Raw genomic sequence first — 15,998 nt, 5'->3', positions numbered from 1 at the left:
ATTTTAATTCCGGCTTTTTTATTTTATGTATCCCAGAAATAGAGGATTTTTTGGTCAGATTAGATAAAACGTACTTCCTGTCCTTTCCTCTGTTAACACTTTTGTGTCAACCTATTTTGGACAGGACATTATTAAAAACAAAAAGGCAGGTTAGAAATTAACCCGCCTTTTTTTATTTAAAAGAATTATATCTAGTATCTATAATGCTCTGGTTTAAACGGTCCTTCCACAGCAACACCTATATAAGCTGCCTGATGCGGATCTAAAACATCCAACTCAACACCAATTTTTTCCAGGTGTAAGCGAGCTACTTTCTCATCCAGATGTTTAGGCAAAGTATAAACTTTGTTTTCGTAAGCTGCAGTATTCGTCCACAATTCTAATTGAGCTAAAGTTTGATTGGTGAAGGAATTACTCATTACAAAACTTGGATGTCCGGTTGCACACCCCAGATTCACCAGCCTACCTTCAGCCAATAAAATGATATCTTTACCGTCGATTGTATATTTATCTACCTGAGGTTTGATCTCAACTTTAGTATTTCCGTAGTTTTTATTTAACCATGCTACATCGATCTCATTATCAAAGTGACCTATGTTACAAACGATAGCTTTATCTTTCATTGCTTTGAAATGCTCCGCTCTAACGATATCACAGTTACCGGTGGTTGTTACCACGATATCAGCTTCTTTTACCGCATTAGCAAACTTTTTCACTTCATAGCCTTCCATAGCAGCCTGCAAAGCACAGATAGGATCTATTTCTGTAACAATGACACGTACACCTGCACTTTTCAATGATTCCGCCGAACCTTTACCTACATCTCCATAACCTGCTACTACAGCAACTTTACCAGCCAGCATAATATCAGTTGCTCTTCTGATAGCATCTACTAAAGATTCGCGACAGCCATATTTGTTGTCAAATTTAGATTTGGTTACAGAATCGTTTACATTAATCGCTGGTAAATGCAAGGTTCCGTTTTTCATTCTTTCATACAAACGGTGCACTCCGGTTGTAGTTTCTTCTGAAAGACCTTTAATTCCGGCAATTAGTTCCGGGTACTGATCAAAAACCATATTGGTTAAGTCTCCACCATCATCCAAAATCATGTTTAATGGCTGACGGTCTTCTCCAAAGTACAGGGTTTGTTCAATACACCAGTTAAACTCCTCCTCATTCATGCCTTTCCACGCATAAACAGAAATACCCGCAGCAGCAATCGCTGCAGCTGCATGATCCTGAGTTGAAAAGATGTTACAAGAAGACCAGGTAACTTCTGCCCCTAACTCTACTAAAGTTTCTATAAGAACAGCTGTTTGAATTGTCATATGTAAGCAACCAGCTATTCTGGCTCCTTTCAAAGGTTTCGCAGCACCGAATTCCTTTCTTAATGACATTAAACCGGGCATTTCTGCCTCTGCCAATTCTATTTCTTTTCTGCCCCACTCTGCAAGTGAGATGTCCTTAACTTTGTAAGGCACATAAGTTGTCTCTACTGATGACATATTTTATTTATTTTTTTTCAAAGTTACCAAATAGCCTTATGAATACCAATGTATTAGGCTAATATCAAGAGTTCGGCTCCCATTATGACATTTGATTGATACGTCCTTTTGGCCCATAATTATAAAATTCCGTAGTTTTGCTATTATTTAATTACTAGCAAATCAAACAATTACTAAAATGTATCCAGAATATTTAGTGGCTCCTATGAGAGCAGATTTAACAAATGCGGGTTTTGAAGAATTAAAAACGGCAGAAGAAGTAAAGAATGCCATAGAAGCCGAAGGAACTACGTTCGTTGTAGTTAATTCTGTTTGTGGCTGTGCAGCTGCAAACGCGAGACCTGCCGCGAAAATTGCAGCAGAGAACACAAAAAAACCAAGTAAATTGGTTACTGTTTTCGCAGGGATGGAAAAAGATGCGGTTGATGCAGCAAGAGAATATATGCTTCCTTATCCTCCATCTTCACCAGCTATGGCTTTATTTAAAGATGGAAAATTAGTCCATATGATTGAAAGACACCAAATAGAGGGTAGAGGCGCACAGATGATTGCTGATAATCTAATTGGAGCATTTGAACAATATTGTTAATATTTTTAAGGCTTAAAGCAGAAAACTGCTTTAAGCCTTATATCTTAAGCGTTCAACTTTTCCCAGTGTAAAATAGAACGTGGTTCCTTTTTGCTGTTCACTTTCCACACGAATTGTACCTCCGTTCAGCTCTACAAATTCTTTACACAACAACAAGCCTAATCCGGTTCCTTTTTCTTGTTTTGTTCCGTATGTACTTTTCCCTAATCCTGTGAACATTTCCGAAATTCTATCTTTAGAAATTCCAACGCCATTATCCCTTACATAAAATTCATAAATTCCATTATTAATATAACCAATTACTATTTCACCATGATCTGGTGTAAATTTTATAGCATTAGAAATCAGATTTCTTGTAATAAATAGAAAATGGTTTTCATCTGCTGTCAGCATTAAATCTTCGGGAATCAGATTTTTAACCGAAATGCCTTTATTTCTTATACTTTCTCCTAAAAATTCGATATTTCTGTTTACAAAGATCGAACTATTAAAATTTGTAACGTTAAGCTGATTTCCAGCTTTTATTTGTGTATAGCCCCACATTAAAAGATTATCAAGCGTCTCTATAGAGCTATAAGATTGGTTAATCACTTTATCTACCCATAATTGTACTTCGTCTTCATCTAACTGATTCTCTTTGATTAAATGTAAAAAACTCAATGTACCTGAATACGCATTCCTTAAATCATGCCCAATAATAGAAAAAAGTTTGTCTTTCACCTTATTGCTTTCGGCAAGCTGCTTTTTTGTCTCCACATTTTGCTTATTCAACTGTCTGATCTTATAATAAGACCATGCAAACACCACCATAAAACCAAAAACAATAACCAGAAAAAGAATACTCAGGTCTCGTTGTCTTGTTCTGGTATTTTTAATTTCATTTGCTACTTTTAGTTGTTCTTCTGCCTTCTGAAGTCTGTATGTACTTTCCAGCTCTTTAATTTCTTTTTCATTTTTACGCTTATTATAAAGATTATACTTCTCGTAGTACTCAACGGTATATTTTAATCCATTTTTATAGTCTTTTTGCTTCGTATAATTTTTGGCAATCAATTCCAGTTGTTCCATTTCCGCATCAGCTATTTTTAACAGCCTGCTTTTTTTAAGAGCTAAAAAGGCATTTTCATTACTTTTTCCATAGTCTCCAAAATCGTGATAGATAGCAGCCATATTTTGAATACTTTTTAACTCAATACCCGGCACATTATATTTTAAAGATTCTTCTAAAGATTTCTTGAAATAAGACATGGCCTGATGATAGTCCTTTTTATTTTTATACACCATACCTATATTCAATAAAGCTGATGGTTTATGAAAATCATCTATCTCTGGATTATCAATAGCTATCTGATATATTTTATTAAACATAGCCAGAGATTCATTTAAACGTTTCATTTCCGCATAAGCAATTGCCTTATTATTGATTATTCCTATTTCCAGATCTGCCATTTTTATGGTAGCATTATTTATAGAATCTGCAACATTTGCGTAAACAATGGCTTGTTCAAATTTTTTCAACTCTACAGAAATGGCACTAAGTTTTAAATATGACGCAATAATCCCGCGCTTATCATCTAATTTTTCATTTGCTCTTAAGGCATCCAATGCAAATTTTGTGGATTTAACAAACTCCCCTTTTCTCCCATATATTACTGTAATTAAATTATAACCCCTCGCCAGATGTTTTAACCAACCCTGTTTTTTTGCGATTTCGATACCTTTTCGACAATAGTTCTCCGCATCTGCCAATCCCCCATGAAAAAGCAGAATGTTGGCCATATTAAGATTAATAATACATTCTCCCTTTGGATATTTTCTATCTTTAAAATATTGCAGAGCTTGAGTTGCATAGAATTTCACCGAATCGGTAGCTGTAGCCTCAAAGCTTTTCATCAATCCGGTATAAGCTTCGACAACTGTAGAATCATCTTTAGACTCTTTGATGATTTTCTTAAAATCCTGTCCTTTAGCTAAATCTGTTAATAAAAAAAGGTAAAATAAGGAAAGGAAACAGTTTTTCATTTATACAATAATAGCAAAAAGTATCCGTTTCAGCCAAATCAACATCTACACTAAAAAATTCAAAAGATATTCGTTATTTTAATATTTTAGCTATCGATGAGGAAATATATTCTGACAAGTTTATTAGCAGCCCTATACAGCATTTGTTTATTCGCTCAGAACACAAACAGCTATGATTACAGAGCTTCAAGAGAGAAAATTAATATTCTTGTACACACCAAACTGGATGTACGTTTTGATTATTCAAAAAGGCAACTTTTAGGAAAGGCATGGATTACTTTACAACCTCATTTTTATCCGACAGACTCATTAACCCTTGATGCCAAAGGCATGGATATTAAACAGGTTGCACTTGTATACGGAAGTGATGTAAAACCTCTTAAATATACTTATGATAGCCTCTCGCTAAAAATAAACTTAGATAAGAAATACAATGCTTCTGAACGCTACGAGATTTTTGTAGATTACATTTCAAAACCCGACGAACTAAAAGCTAACGGAAGTAAGGCTATAACGAGTGCAAAAGGTTTATACTTTATAAATCCGGATAGTACTATATCGCAAAAACCTGTTCAAATCTGGACACAGGGAGAAACCGAAGCCTCTTCTGTTTGGTTTCCTACAATTGATAGCCCAAATCAAAAAACCACACAGGAAATTGCAATAACAGTTCCATCTAAATATAAGACTTTATCTAACGGGATACTGACAAACCAAAAATTGAATGCTGATGGCAGTAGAACAGATTTTTGGAAAATGTCTTTACCGCATGCTCCTTATCTGTTTATGATGGCCGTAGGAGATTTCAGAATTACAGAAGATAAATGGAAAAATATCCCTTTGCAATATTATCTCGAACCTAAATATGCGCCACATGCAAAAGCCATTTTTGGCGATACGCCACATATGATGGATTTCTTTTCTAAAAAATTAGGAATAGATTACCCCTGGGAAAAGTATGCGCAGATTGTCGTTAGAGATTATGTAAGCGGTGCCATGGAAAACACTACGGCTACTCTGCATGGCGATTTTGTACAACAAACGACCAAAGAGATTGAAGATGATTTTATGGGTGAAGATGTAATAGCCCATGAGCTTTTTCATCATTGGTTTGGAAATTATGTTACAGCAGAAAGCTGGAGTAATTTAGCCATCAATGAATCTTTTGCAAACTATAGCGAGATGCTATGGAAAGAGCATAAATATGGACGGGATGAAGCGGATGCAAAAAATTATGAGGACATGCTGTCTTATCTGGGTGATAACGGCGCCGGAAATAAGGAACTGATCCGATTTCATTACCACAATAAAGAAGACATGTTTGATGTGGTTTCTTATCAAAAAGGTGGTAGAATATTGAATATGCTTCGTAACTATATAGGTGAAGATGCTTTTTTTAAATCCCTCAATCTATTTCTCCGTCAAAATGCTTTTAGAACAGGTGAAGTTCATCAGTTTCGTTTAGCGGTTGAAGAAGTAACAGGAAAGGATATGAATTGGTTTTTCAATCAATGGTTTCTTGGAAACGGTCATCCTGAACTGGATATAAAATACCAATGGGATGAAGCATTAAAGACACAGTATATTTTTATCAAACAGCAGCAAACCGGTCAGGTTTTTAGATTGCCAATAAAAATAGACATCTACAGTAACAATGGGAGCGAGCGCTATTCATATACCCTAACCAAGCAAATTGATACAATAGTATTTAAACTGAACAAGAAACCCAATCTTGTAAATGTAGACGCAGATAAAATTTTGCTTGCCAAAAAGACTGATCATAAATCAATGGTAGAGTTTGCTTTTCAACAGAAAAAAGCCCCACTATATTTAGACCGATTAGAGGCTTTGGAAGCAGCTGTAGCCAATCTTACCGATAAAAACTCTAACCAGATTATCCAAAATGCTCTGCAGGATACCGCTTACAAAATCCGGATTAGAGCTATAGAAGCATTAAACCTTCAGAACGCTTCTCACCGTTCGTTTGGTATACCTATTTTAAAGAAAATGGCAGGAAGTGATCCAAAAAATATTGTAAGAGCCGCTGCAATAGATGCTTTGGCACAAACGAAAGATAAAAGTTTCAATAGCCTATTTATATCTTCATTATATGCGAACTCTTATGCCATCCAATCTGCAGCGCTTTCTGCACTTACACTACAGAATTTCAATATGGCTCTAATTAAAGCCAGAGAACTGGAAAAAGACGCCGAAGGTTCATTGGCATCAACTATTGTATCTATTTATGCTAATAATGGCGATTTAAAAGACTTTAACTATATCTCACGCTCTTTTAGAGACGCTCCTTTACAAGACAAGATAGTAATGGCACAGAATTATGTTTTAATGTTAGGAAGGCAAACCGACACTAAGGCTGTGAAAGACAGTATTGATGAGCTTTATAAGATGGGAATTCAAAATAAAAATTATGGAATTGATAAATATATTGTGGGACTTTTAGACACTTTGGTTGTCTTCAAAAAAGAAGAACAACAAAAAGCATCCTTTGGGTTAAAAACTCAACTTCAGGAACAAGTAAACTATGCGGAGAAAAAAATTTCGGAATTATTGAAATAGCATTTAATATCTTCAGACACTTCCTTTTTTGTTCCTGATCATCTGCTCAAGCTGATCCCACATTTCTTCCGGAATCATTTCCAGGCCATTTAACTGCCCCGCTCCCTGCAGCCATTCACCACCATCGATAGTGATAATTTCGCCGTTTATGTATCCCGAATAATCAGATAAAAGGTAAGCTGCTAAATCGGCCAGCTCCTGATGTTTTCCCACCCTCTTTAAAGGTACTCTATTTTTGAAATCAAATTTCTGAGCCAGATCTCCCGGAAGAAGTCTATCCCAGGCACCTTTAGTCGGAAAAGGTCCGGGAGCTATCGCATTGGTTCTGATTTGATATTTACCCCACTCCACAGCCAAAGATCTTGTCATAGCTAAAACTCCTCCTTTGGCACATGCCGATGGAACTACATATCCGGAACCTGTAAAAGCGTATGTAGTAACAATATTAAGGACAGAGGCCGCCTGTTTTTCTTTTATCCAATGCTTCCCAAAAGCCAGAGTACAATTTGCTGTTCCCTTTAATACAATATCTATAACTGTACTAAAAGCATTCGCTGAAAGTCTCTCGGTAGGTGAAATAAAATTGCCTGCGGCATTATTTAAAAGCCCATCTATTCTGCCGAACTTATCTAAACCAGCTTGTAACATCAATTCAACCTGCTCATAATCTCTTACATCGCATGCGACTGGTAAAACCAGAGAACCTGTAGATTGCTCCAATTCCCTCGCTGTATTTTCCAGCACATCGTATTTCCTAGATGTAATAACCACATTTGCACCAAGCTCCAGCAGACAAGTACTCATTGCCTTTCCTAAGCCCGTACCTCCACCAGTAACTACATAGGTTTTACCCTTTAACGCATTGTCTCTTAACATGGGTTGATGATCTTCCATACCGAAATTTGTATTTTAAGATAACAGTATAAGAAATAGTTTGTTTACTTCTTAGCTTGCAGGTTATCAATAATTGTTTTAACAATTAACCTTGTCCGCGGCGACCACCATTGCTGCAATACTTTATCTAACGTTGCGGATTGGTCCTCGGAAGTTTTTTCAATCAATTGCCGTCTCATATTTAACTTACTTTGCTGCCAGGTGGTATAGTCATATTGTAAAAAAGCCTGGATTTTCTTTTCAGCATGTGTCATTAAAGACGAAATATCTGCCGATGCATCAATCAGTCCTATTGCTTTGGCTTCTTCAACAGTTAATAACTTACCCTCTAAGATATTTTGGTAGGCTTTTCCTTTTCCGATCCAAAAAGCATACAGTTCAAAAATGCTATCTGGCACAATAATGCCTACAGGAACCTCATTTAAACCAATAATATAATTACCCTCCGCCATTACCCGATAATCGCAACATAAAGATAAAACACATCCTCCTGCAGGACTATGACCACTAATAGCGGCAATCATTGGTTTTTTAAAGCTGACCAAAATTTTCACAAGATCCAGAAACTCAAGCCAAAATGTTCTAATTTCTGTTTCATTATAATCGTAAAGTTCTATAAGATCTAATCCTGCTGTAAAAAACCCATTTTTCCCTGTCAAAATCACCCCACCAATATTATTGTCTTGCTCTATATTTTCGATAAGCGCTTTTAACTCATTTACAAGTTCGCTGTTCATGGCATTAGAAGAACCTCTATCTAAAGCTATAATAGCTACTTTTTCTCTTATAGTTACTTTTAATGTCTTCATTATCAGTTCACATTATAATGTATGACCTTACGTCCGATATGACCTTTTAAATCTGTTCCTTCTATTACTACCCTGTACTTCCCTTTGCCGTCAGTATTAAAGAACGAGAAGCGAGCATTTCCTGTAGAATCTGTAATCACTTTCGGATTCCAGTATACTGTACTCCTATAATCATTCATTGGCGTAGCCTGCTCAGGCTTTTCATAATCTGGTGAGTAAAAATTTTTAGCAACGAACAGTCCCAAAGGCATATAAGAGATAATACCCGGAGAATAGGTATTTGAAAAACCTCCTCCTCCACCACGTTTTGTATTAATGATAATAACACCGCTGCTTCCTCTTGAACCATAAATAGCCGTGTAACTTATGCTCTTCAAAATCTCAACACTCTCCACATCATTCGGATTGATAGAGTTTAACATATCCGGCTCTACATACATACCATCCAAAATAATTTGAACAGGTTCGCCATTGGCCATATTTCTCATGAAAAAAGCTTCTCCATCTTGAAAAATAAGTCCGGGAACCTTCCCCTGCAAAGCGAATTCCATGGTTGGTGCATTCTCCAAATCCTGACCTGTTAGTACTTTATCTGCACTTCCTGCTCCGTTTAAGTTAGATGAATTATCCATTTCCTTCTTTTTCTCTATAACCGTTACTTCATCCAGCATAATTGTCCTGCTTGTAAGACCATACTTCAGCAACTCTTCATATTGTGTTTTGCTATTTTTTAAATAAGCCAGCATGGATGAACTTATATTAACAGACAAATCATTCTGTTGAGGCTTAGGGACTACCTGATCTTTGGCACTGTCATCCATCTCTATCTCAACAAATTTCTTACCTTTTTCCGATCTGGCCTGAATCACAAATTTTGTGCTGTCTGGAAAAACCAAACTATCTATAACAAATTCTCCGTTTTCATTAGCGGTTGCCTGTAATATCGAAGAGGTTTTAGCCCCAAAAGCAATTATAGATGCATTTGGAACTACCTTTTTATTATTCTTTACTCTTCCTCTTAACGCCAGTGAATGTTCGGGCTGGTAGTTTATGGCTGGCAGGGTTTGATTTAAAATATCTGTCCATTTGAATCTCCTCCAACCCTGAGTAAGCAACAAGTTATCTAACTGTTCCAATTTTGCAATATTCTGATTAATAAAATAGTAATTAGGATTTTCAATATTCCCTCTTAAATCAGAATTTAAAAGAATTTCAGAAAGCATGGTATGTTCCTCCTCTTCTGTAACAGGAACTTTAGTTTCATCGATCACTGCTACAGAAAACGAACCAACAACATTTCGTTTCTGCGGGTTGTTAGCATTAAATGTAATATTTACTTTTTCTCTTGGTTTATAGTTATTCTTTAAGCCCGACAGATTCATTTGTAGGTACTCGTCTTTATTGACAAAAAACAATCTCTCTGCTATAGGTTGGAAAATATCATTGAATAAGGTGATTTGTGAAATACCTAAAGGGAATTCTTTTAAGGAAAATTTCACAATAAAACCTCCCTGATCTGAAATTTTGGTTGTGGCAGAATAAACCAGGTTACCTCCAGACTGGGCTATTAAATTCATGGATTTTCCGATACTCTTATCAACAAAACTTTTGTTCCCCATCACACGAATCACTATACTATCTGCATTTTCCTTCTGCAGAAGACTTAAGACAACTCCTTCCTGTTTCGCTTCGGGTAAAGGATACTTACGTTCTGTACCATCAGCAAATTTCAAAACTCCAAAATACTTCTTACCACTTTCCGGTATTAGAGAAAAGGCTCCCATTCCCTTATACTTCGGATTAAGTAAAGCTACGGGCTTGCCTGACTCGTCTTCAACATGCCCTTTAATATCTGCACCTAAGCCATCCGATTTCAGTATCTTAAATCCTACTCTTGATCTTAGATCTGTTACTAAATCTCCTCCTTCGGGGAAGAATTGTAAGCTATATTCATTAGAAGTATGTGTAACCGGTATAAATTTCTCGACTAAGGCCCTTTCAGAAATCTTTACTGATGTAGTTATGAGCCCGGTTTTTTGTACAGCCGCTGGTTGCGTAAATTTCAATTGTAAATTACCTTGTTCGTCTGTTACACCTTTACCTTTGGAAATTTCTTTCCCCTCCAGCTCTATTTTATATACGACCTCTTTGTTGGCATAAGGATTACCTTCTATATTTTTATAATTGATATTTGCGATTACCTGTTCCTGGCTACCAGATGGAGCAAAAGTATAATGTGTTTCCACAATCATTTGGTTTGTCCTTATGTTTCCAATTTTAAAAATATGGTCGTAATAGAAATCGGGATCAAAATTTCGCATCCAATTAGTATATGCCCTTATCCTGTAGTTTCCCTCTTTCAAGGTATCGGGTAAACTAAAGTTTCCCCATCCGGTGCCTATCGCAAGAGGTATCCGTATTCTTTTTTTTAGTTGATTTTTCTGGTCTAACAATTCTACATAAAGCAAATTACTCTGAGGACTAAAATTGAGATCTTTTGCGTTAAGAACATATGCCTTAAACCAAATTTCATCGCCACTCGCATAATAAGGTTTGTCGGTATGCAAGTACACTTTTTCTTGTATATATTTTTCGTTGTACTTACCAAAAGATTCTATAATTCCCTGTAAGGAACTTATACTTGCTACAAATCCCAGGGAGAGAAACGCCAAACAGCAAAAAGCTGCATATCTAAGGTTTTTCATGGCTTATAATTACTTCTAAATTATGGTTGATTTCATTAAAAAAACCTCCTTTAAAAAGAGGTTTTTGTTCTATTAAAATTGGTTTTTCCACATCATACTTTCTACAGGCCTTGTAGTTTTATTATTATATTTTGCATTTATTTTTGTTGCATACATTGTTTCTATTTCTCCTTCAACAACAAAATAAATGAGCTGACCAATAGGCATTCCTGTATATATACGTACCGGCTGCGCTACCGATATTTCTAGTGTCCATGTATTACAAAATCCTACATCTCCTTTTCCTGCTGTCGCATGAATGTCTATGCCCAATCTGCCTGTACTGGATTTTCCTTCCAAAAATGGAACATGTTTATGGGTTTCTGTATATTCTAAGGTTACGCCTAAATATAAAGTATTGGGCTGTAATACAAATCCATCTTTAGGTATCTCAAAATGTTCTATTTCATTATGCTTTTTTGCATCAAGCACACGATCTTTATATACAGCCAGATATTTCCCTAAATGTACATCGTAAGAATTGGTACCTAAACACTCGCGTTTAAATGGTTCTATTATAATGGAGCCGGCTTCTATCTCTTCTAAAATCCTCTTATCGGAAAGAATCATCTTATGTCTTAATTTATTCTCTAAAATATGATTTATTTAAAATAGTTTTGTAAATAATTAATTTTAGAAAATGCCCCTTATTCATCTGGAAGAAGTCTCGCCACAAACCTTTATAGGTTTATGGAAAATAGAGGAAAATCCTGAAGAACTGGAAAAACAGCTTCAGTTAAAAGAACATGAGTTGTCAGTTTTAAGATCCTTACAAGGACAAAAACGTAACCTGCATTGGCTGGCTACCCGGGTGTTATTACGAAAGATGTTATCTACCAAAGAATATATAGATTGTAAACCGGATGAAAATGGCAAACCAATTCTTGTTAACCTACCTTATAAAATATCGTTAAGCCATTCCTATGACTATGCTGCTGTAATGATTTCTCTAACCAAAGAAGTAGGAATTGACATTGAGATTATCAAAGAAAAAATAGATCGGGTTAAACATAAATTTTTAAATAGCGAAGAGTTGATTTTTATTGAGAAAAAACATCAGTTGGAACATTTATATGCTTGTTGGTGTGCAAAAGAGGCACTATATAAATTAAACGGAAAAAAAGAGATCTCTTTTAAAGACAATATTCATTTGCAACCTTTTGTTTATCAAAGCAATGGCATTATACAATCTACCATTAGCAAGGATGAGCATACACAAAGATTCCGCGTAAATTATCGTAAATTTGGGAATTATATGCTGGGCTATGTTAGCGAGGGTGAACATTTAGATAATTAGATTATGCAACAGAATAAAGCTGTTTTATTTGAAGATTGGGGTTTAACAGATTATGAAGTAGCCTGGTCCAGGCAAGAAGATATTTTTTCTAAAACTGTTGCCGTAAAAACAGAAAACAGAAATGATCCGGAAAATGTGAAGGAAACGTCTAACTTCTTAATTTTTACCGAGCACCCGCATGTTTACACTTTAGGAAAAAGTGGAAAGCAGGAAAACCTGCTTCTTGATGAAAATGGACTAAAAGAGAAACACGCAACATATCACAAAATTAACCGTGGTGGTGATATTACCTATCATGGTCCGGGGCAAATTGTTGGTTACCCTATACTGGATTTAGATAATTTCTTTACAGATATTCATCTCTACCTTAGAACCCTTGAAGAAGCTATTATCTTAACATTAAGAGATTACGGGATAGAGTCTGGCAGGTATGAAGGTTATACAGGTGTCTGGCTGGACGCTGATAACGATAAAGCCAGAAAGATTTGTGCCATGGGAGTGCGATGCAGTCGCTGGGTGACTATGCATGGTTTTGCTTTTAATGTAAATACCGATTTATCGTATTTCGGAAATATCGTTCCTTGTGGAATTGATGATAAAGATGTAACCTCTATGAAACGGGAACTAGGTAAAGATGTCGACATTGAAGAGGTGAAAGAAAAGTTGAAAGGACATATAGCTCACCTTTTCAAAATGCGGGTAATCCCCTCCAGGTAATTATTTAACTTTTCTCTAAAGAAAAAAAGCTAAGAAATTAGTTTCTTAATTTCATTTATTTTTTACATAAATCTTGATTTATAGTCATTTAAATACGACATTTAGATACCTATATAAGAAAAACTATGATCAAGAATTTAATACCTTTTCTGTTTTTCATTTTTGCTCTCAGTTCATTTGGTCAGAACCTAAAGTCTGGTTTTGACAAAGATGAATATGTCGAACTGTTAAAATTAACATCCAGGAATAGCCTTCCTCCAGATTCGGCCAAGAAAATACCGTTTCCTAACAATTTTAAATTAGAATACCGATCTCCAGTTGTTGGACTGGATAATGTATGGGAGTTATGGTCCAATGGAAAGGGAACTGCAGTAATTAGTGTTAGAGGATCTACAAAAAACACCGAGAGCTGGCTTGCAAATTTCTATGCCGCTATGGTCCCTGCTAAAGGAATATTAAAACTTTCTAAAGATGATCTTTTTGATTATGAGCTGGCGCAAAACCCAAAGGCTGCTGTACACGTTGGCTGGTTGCTGTCCACTGCATATCTTTCTAAAACTATACTCCCAAAAATAGATTCCTGCTATAGAAGAGGAATTAAAAATTTTTTGGTTACCGGACATAGTCAGGGCGGAGGAATCTCTTACTTATTAACAGCCTATTTATATAATCTGCAAAGGAAAAGCCTATTACCGGCAGACATCAGGCTAAAAACTTATTGCAGCGCGGCACCTAAACCAGGAAACCTTTTTTTCGCTTACGATTATGAAAAGTTAACCCAAAACGGCTGGGCATACAATGTAGTAAATGCTAATGATTGGGTTCCCGAAATGGTTTTGTCTGTACAAACAGTGGAAGATTTTAATACAGTAAATCCTTTCATATTTTTTAAATCAACTATCAAAAAACAAAAATTCCCAAAAAACCTGGTCTTAAGATACTTTTATAATAAGATGGATAAACCGTCCAGAAAAGCACAACGATATTATCAAAAATACCTAGGTAACAAACTTTCAGATTATGTTAGGAAATACCTACCGGAATTTGACCCCCCGGTATATTTTAAAACCAGTAATTATGTACGCACTGGAAATACTATCGTTTTAGACGGAGAAGAGGAATATTTTAAGCAATATCCAAATTCAAAAGAAAAAATAATGATTCACCACCAACCAGAAGCCTACTTATATTTAGCAGAACATGCATATAATTAGAAATCCAATTCTAAAATTCGCTCGTCTTTTAACATAGCCTCCACAAATAAGTTATGACTTTGTGGGCTTCCTACTGCTGTCCAGGTACCAGATATATTGCCATTTGCCAATTGCTGACTCCCCCTTTTTATTTTAAGCTTATACTTTTTCAACGATTCTTCATATTTATCTAACCCTTCGCCATCATATCTCTTCACTATTCTGTATATACGCATAGTATATCGTCTATCAAAAAAGTCTTCCACTACCGGGAATACCAACAGTGAAAATAACACTACCACGGTAACACCTATCGCTTGTTCTATAAAACCTGCTCCAACAGCCATTCCAATCGCTGAAACAATCCAGATTACACAAGCAGTTGTAAGGCCTGATACTCTGTTCTCATCCTTAAAGATTACCCCTGCACCAAGAAAACCAATACCCGTAACAATATTTGCAGCAATTCTGTCGTGACTATTTACACCAATTTTTATAGAAAGAATAGTAATCAGAGTAGACCCCAAACCAATCATGATCATCGTTTTTAGTCCTGCCTGTTTATTTCTAAATTCGCGTTCAGCTCCTATTACACCACATAACAAAGTTGCCCATAGAAACTTGTTAACCTCAGATTGAGTCAAAAAATACGTTTTGTCTATAAATTGCTCAAAGTCCATAATTACCTATACAACTAAAGATTCCTTGTGTTTGAATATAACATAAAAAAAGCCAGATATAAATTATATCTGGCTCTAATTTATTGTGAATATGAGCGAACTACATCATTCCGCCCATGCCACCACCCATTGGAGGCATTGCAGGAGCCGCACCACCTTCTTCTGCTTCGTCTGCCAATACACATTCTGTTGTTAATAACATCGATGCAATGGAAGCCGCATTTTCTAAAGCTACACGTGAAACTTTAGTTGGATCTATAACACCTGCAGCAATCATGTTTTCATAAACATCTCTGCGGGCATTATAACCATAGTCTGCAGAACCTTGTTTCACATTATGAACAACGATAGATCCTTCGATACCTGCATTAGCACAGATTTGACGTAAAGGCTCTTCAATTGCTCTTTTAATGATATTAATACCTGTAGTTTCATCTTCGTTCTCTCCTTTCAGATCTTCTAAAGAAGAAACCGCTCTAATGAAAGCAACACCACCACCAGCAACGATACCTTCTTCTACAGCAGCTCTGGTTGCATGTAAAGCATCATCCACACGGTCTTTTTTCTCTTTCATTTCTACCTCTGTTGCAGCACCTACATAAAGTACAGCTACACCACCAGATAATTTAGCTAAACGCTCTTGTAATTTCTCTCTGTCGTAATCAGAAGTAGTTGTTTCAATTTGTGCTTTAATTTGGTTAACACGAGCTTTAATGTCATCTACATTACCAGCACCATTAACAACGATAGTATTATCTTTATCTACTACAACTTTTTCCGCTTGTCCTAAGAAAGAAAGGTCTGCATTTTCTAATTTAAAACCTCTTTCTTCAGAAATAACCGTACCACCAGTTAAGATAGCAATATCTTCTAACATGGCTTTTCTTCTGTCTCCAAAACCTGGAGCTTTAACAGCAGCAACTTTCAAAGAACCACGGATTTTGTTAACTACTAGTGTAGCTAAAGCT

Annotated in this window: 13 protein-coding genes; 5 read left to right on the top strand and 8 right to left on the bottom strand. The window is 35.9% G+C overall.

Annotated elements, in window-relative coordinates; all coding sequences use genetic code 11:
• Positions 1–191 precede the first annotated feature (191 nt).
• Positions 192–1,508 (bottom strand): adenosylhomocysteinase, encoded by a 1,317-nt coding sequence (gene ahcY / locus ABWO41_RS07320; protein ID WP_353135720.1) that lies wholly within the window; start codon positions 1,506–1,508, stop codon positions 192–194.
• A gap of 178 nt (positions 1,509–1,686) precedes the next feature.
• On the opposite strand from ahcY, the gene ABWO41_RS07315 reads away from it, so the two are divergent.
• Positions 1,687–2,097 (top strand): BrxA/BrxB family bacilliredoxin, encoded by a 411-nt coding sequence (locus tag ABWO41_RS07315; protein WP_353135717.1) that lies wholly within the window; start codon positions 1,687–1,689, stop codon positions 2,095–2,097.
• A 30-nt stretch (positions 2,098–2,127) separates the two neighbouring features.
• Here ABWO41_RS07315 and ABWO41_RS07310 read toward each other — a convergent pair whose 3' ends face one another.
• Positions 2,128–4,119 carry a tetratricopeptide repeat-containing sensor histidine kinase gene (locus ABWO41_RS07310; protein WP_353135714.1) on the bottom strand — a complete coding sequence of 664 codons (1,992 nt, stop codon included), beginning with the start codon at positions 4,117–4,119 and terminating at the stop codon, positions 2,128–2,130.
• 96 nt (positions 4,120–4,215) lie between these two features.
• Here ABWO41_RS07310 and ABWO41_RS07305 point away from each other — a divergent pair, with 96 nt between their 5' ends.
• Positions 4,216–6,696 carry a M1 family aminopeptidase gene (locus tag ABWO41_RS07305; protein ID WP_353135711.1) on the top strand — a complete coding sequence of 827 codons (2,481 nt, stop codon included), beginning with the start codon at positions 4,216–4,218 and terminating at the stop codon, positions 6,694–6,696.
• A 12-nt stretch (positions 6,697–6,708) separates the two neighbouring features.
• Here the strand turns inward: ABWO41_RS07305 and ABWO41_RS07300 are convergent, their stop codons facing one another.
• The 4 genes from ABWO41_RS07300 to dcd all read right to left on the bottom strand — a co-directional run bounded on the left by ABWO41_RS07300 (position 6,709) and on the right by dcd (position 11,713).
• The gene (locus tag ABWO41_RS07300; RefSeq protein ID WP_353135708.1) at positions 6,709–7,590 is read right to left on the bottom strand and encodes an SDR family oxidoreductase; all 882 of its coding nucleotides are present in this window, start codon (positions 7,588–7,590) and stop codon (positions 6,709–6,711) included.
• A gap of 44 nt (positions 7,591–7,634) precedes the next feature.
• On the bottom strand, positions 7,635–8,399 hold the full coding sequence (locus tag ABWO41_RS07295) for an enoyl-CoA hydratase/isomerase family protein (protein WP_353135705.1): 765 nt from the start codon (positions 8,397–8,399) through the stop codon (positions 7,635–7,637).
• Between the two features lie 2 nt (positions 8,400–8,401).
• Positions 8,402–11,104, bottom strand: a complete 2,703-nt coding sequence (locus ABWO41_RS07290; protein WP_353135702.1) for a carboxypeptidase-like regulatory domain-containing protein — start codon at positions 11,102–11,104, stop codon at positions 8,402–8,404.
• A 72-nt stretch (positions 11,105–11,176) separates the two neighbouring features.
• The gene (gene dcd / locus ABWO41_RS07285) at positions 11,177–11,713 is read right to left on the bottom strand and encodes a dCTP deaminase (protein ID WP_353135699.1); all 537 of its coding nucleotides are present in this window, start codon (positions 11,711–11,713) and stop codon (positions 11,177–11,179) included.
• A 70-nt stretch (positions 11,714–11,783) separates the two neighbouring features.
• Between dcd and ABWO41_RS07280 the strand changes: the two genes are divergently transcribed.
• From ABWO41_RS07280 to ABWO41_RS07270, 3 genes are all read left to right on the top strand, one after another.
• Entirely contained in the window at positions 11,784–12,440 is a 657-nt protein-coding gene (locus tag ABWO41_RS07280; protein ID WP_353135696.1) for a 4'-phosphopantetheinyl transferase family protein, read from the top strand.
• Between the two features lie 3 nt (positions 12,441–12,443).
• Positions 12,444–13,157 carry a lipoyl(octanoyl) transferase LipB gene (gene lipB, locus ABWO41_RS07275; protein ID WP_353135693.1) on the top strand — a complete coding sequence of 238 codons (714 nt, stop codon included), beginning with the start codon at positions 12,444–12,446 and terminating at the stop codon, positions 13,155–13,157.
• A gap of 125 nt (positions 13,158–13,282) precedes the next feature.
• A complete protein-coding gene (locus ABWO41_RS07270) occupies positions 13,283–14,371 on the top strand; it encodes a lipase family protein (protein ID WP_353135690.1) in 1,089 nt (362 codons plus the stop codon).
• On the opposite strand, the gene ABWO41_RS07265 is transcribed toward ABWO41_RS07270, so the two are convergent.
• Complete coding sequence (locus tag ABWO41_RS07265) at positions 14,368–15,030, bottom strand: MgtC/SapB family protein (protein ID WP_353135686.1); 663 nt, start codon at positions 15,028–15,030, stop codon at positions 14,368–14,370. The two genes, ABWO41_RS07270 and ABWO41_RS07265, sit on opposite strands and share 4 nt — an antisense overlap.
• Positions 15,031–15,130: 100 nt before the next feature.
• Positions 15,131–15,998: chaperonin GroEL (gene groEL, locus ABWO41_RS07260; RefSeq protein WP_353135683.1), on the bottom strand; the 868-nt coding region annotated here is incomplete at its 5' end.

Source organism: Pseudopedobacter sp., assembly GCF_040392825.1.
Classification (GTDB): domain Bacteria; phylum Bacteroidota; class Bacteroidia; order Sphingobacteriales; family Sphingobacteriaceae; genus Pseudopedobacter.
Note: the sequence above shows the minus strand (reverse complement) of the source record. Positions and strands in the feature narration are given on the sequence as shown.

Bases quoted from the DNA above. Each gene is read 5' to 3' on its own strand.
- ahcY (WP_353135720.1), bottom strand. From the start codon at position 1,508: ATGTCATCAGTAGAGACAACTTATGTGCCTTACAAAGTTAAGGACATC.
- ABWO41_RS07265 (WP_353135686.1), bottom strand. From the start codon at position 15,030: ATGGACTTTGAGCAATTTATAGACAAAACGTATTTTTTGACTCAATCT.
- ABWO41_RS07290 (WP_353135702.1), bottom strand. From the start codon at position 11,104: ATGAAAAACCTTAGATATGCAGCTTTTTGCTGTTTGGCGTTTCTCTCC.
- lipB (WP_353135693.1), top strand. From the start codon at position 12,444: ATGCAACAGAATAAAGCTGTTTTATTTGAAGATTGGGGTTTAACAGAT.
- ABWO41_RS07280 (WP_353135696.1), top strand. From the start codon at position 11,784: ATGCCCCTTATTCATCTGGAAGAAGTCTCGCCACAAACCTTTATAGGT.
- ABWO41_RS07270 (WP_353135690.1), top strand. From the start codon at position 13,283: ATGATCAAGAATTTAATACCTTTTCTGTTTTTCATTTTTGCTCTCAGT.
- ABWO41_RS07315 (WP_353135717.1), top strand. From the start codon at position 1,687: ATGTATCCAGAATATTTAGTGGCTCCTATGAGAGCAGATTTAACAAAT.
- ABWO41_RS07305 (WP_353135711.1), top strand. From the start codon at position 4,216: ATGAGGAAATATATTCTGACAAGTTTATTAGCAGCCCTATACAGCATT.
- dcd (WP_353135699.1), bottom strand. From the start codon at position 11,713: ATGATTCTTTCCGATAAGAGGATTTTAGAAGAGATAGAAGCCGGCTCC.
- ABWO41_RS07295 (WP_353135705.1), bottom strand. From the start codon at position 8,399: ATGAAGACATTAAAAGTAACTATAAGAGAAAAAGTAGCTATTATAGCT.
- ABWO41_RS07300 (WP_353135708.1), bottom strand. From the start codon at position 7,590: ATGGAAGATCATCAACCCATGTTAAGAGACAATGCGTTAAAGGGTAAA.
- ABWO41_RS07310 (WP_353135714.1), bottom strand. From the start codon at position 4,119: ATGAAAAACTGTTTCCTTTCCTTATTTTACCTTTTTTTATTAACAGAT.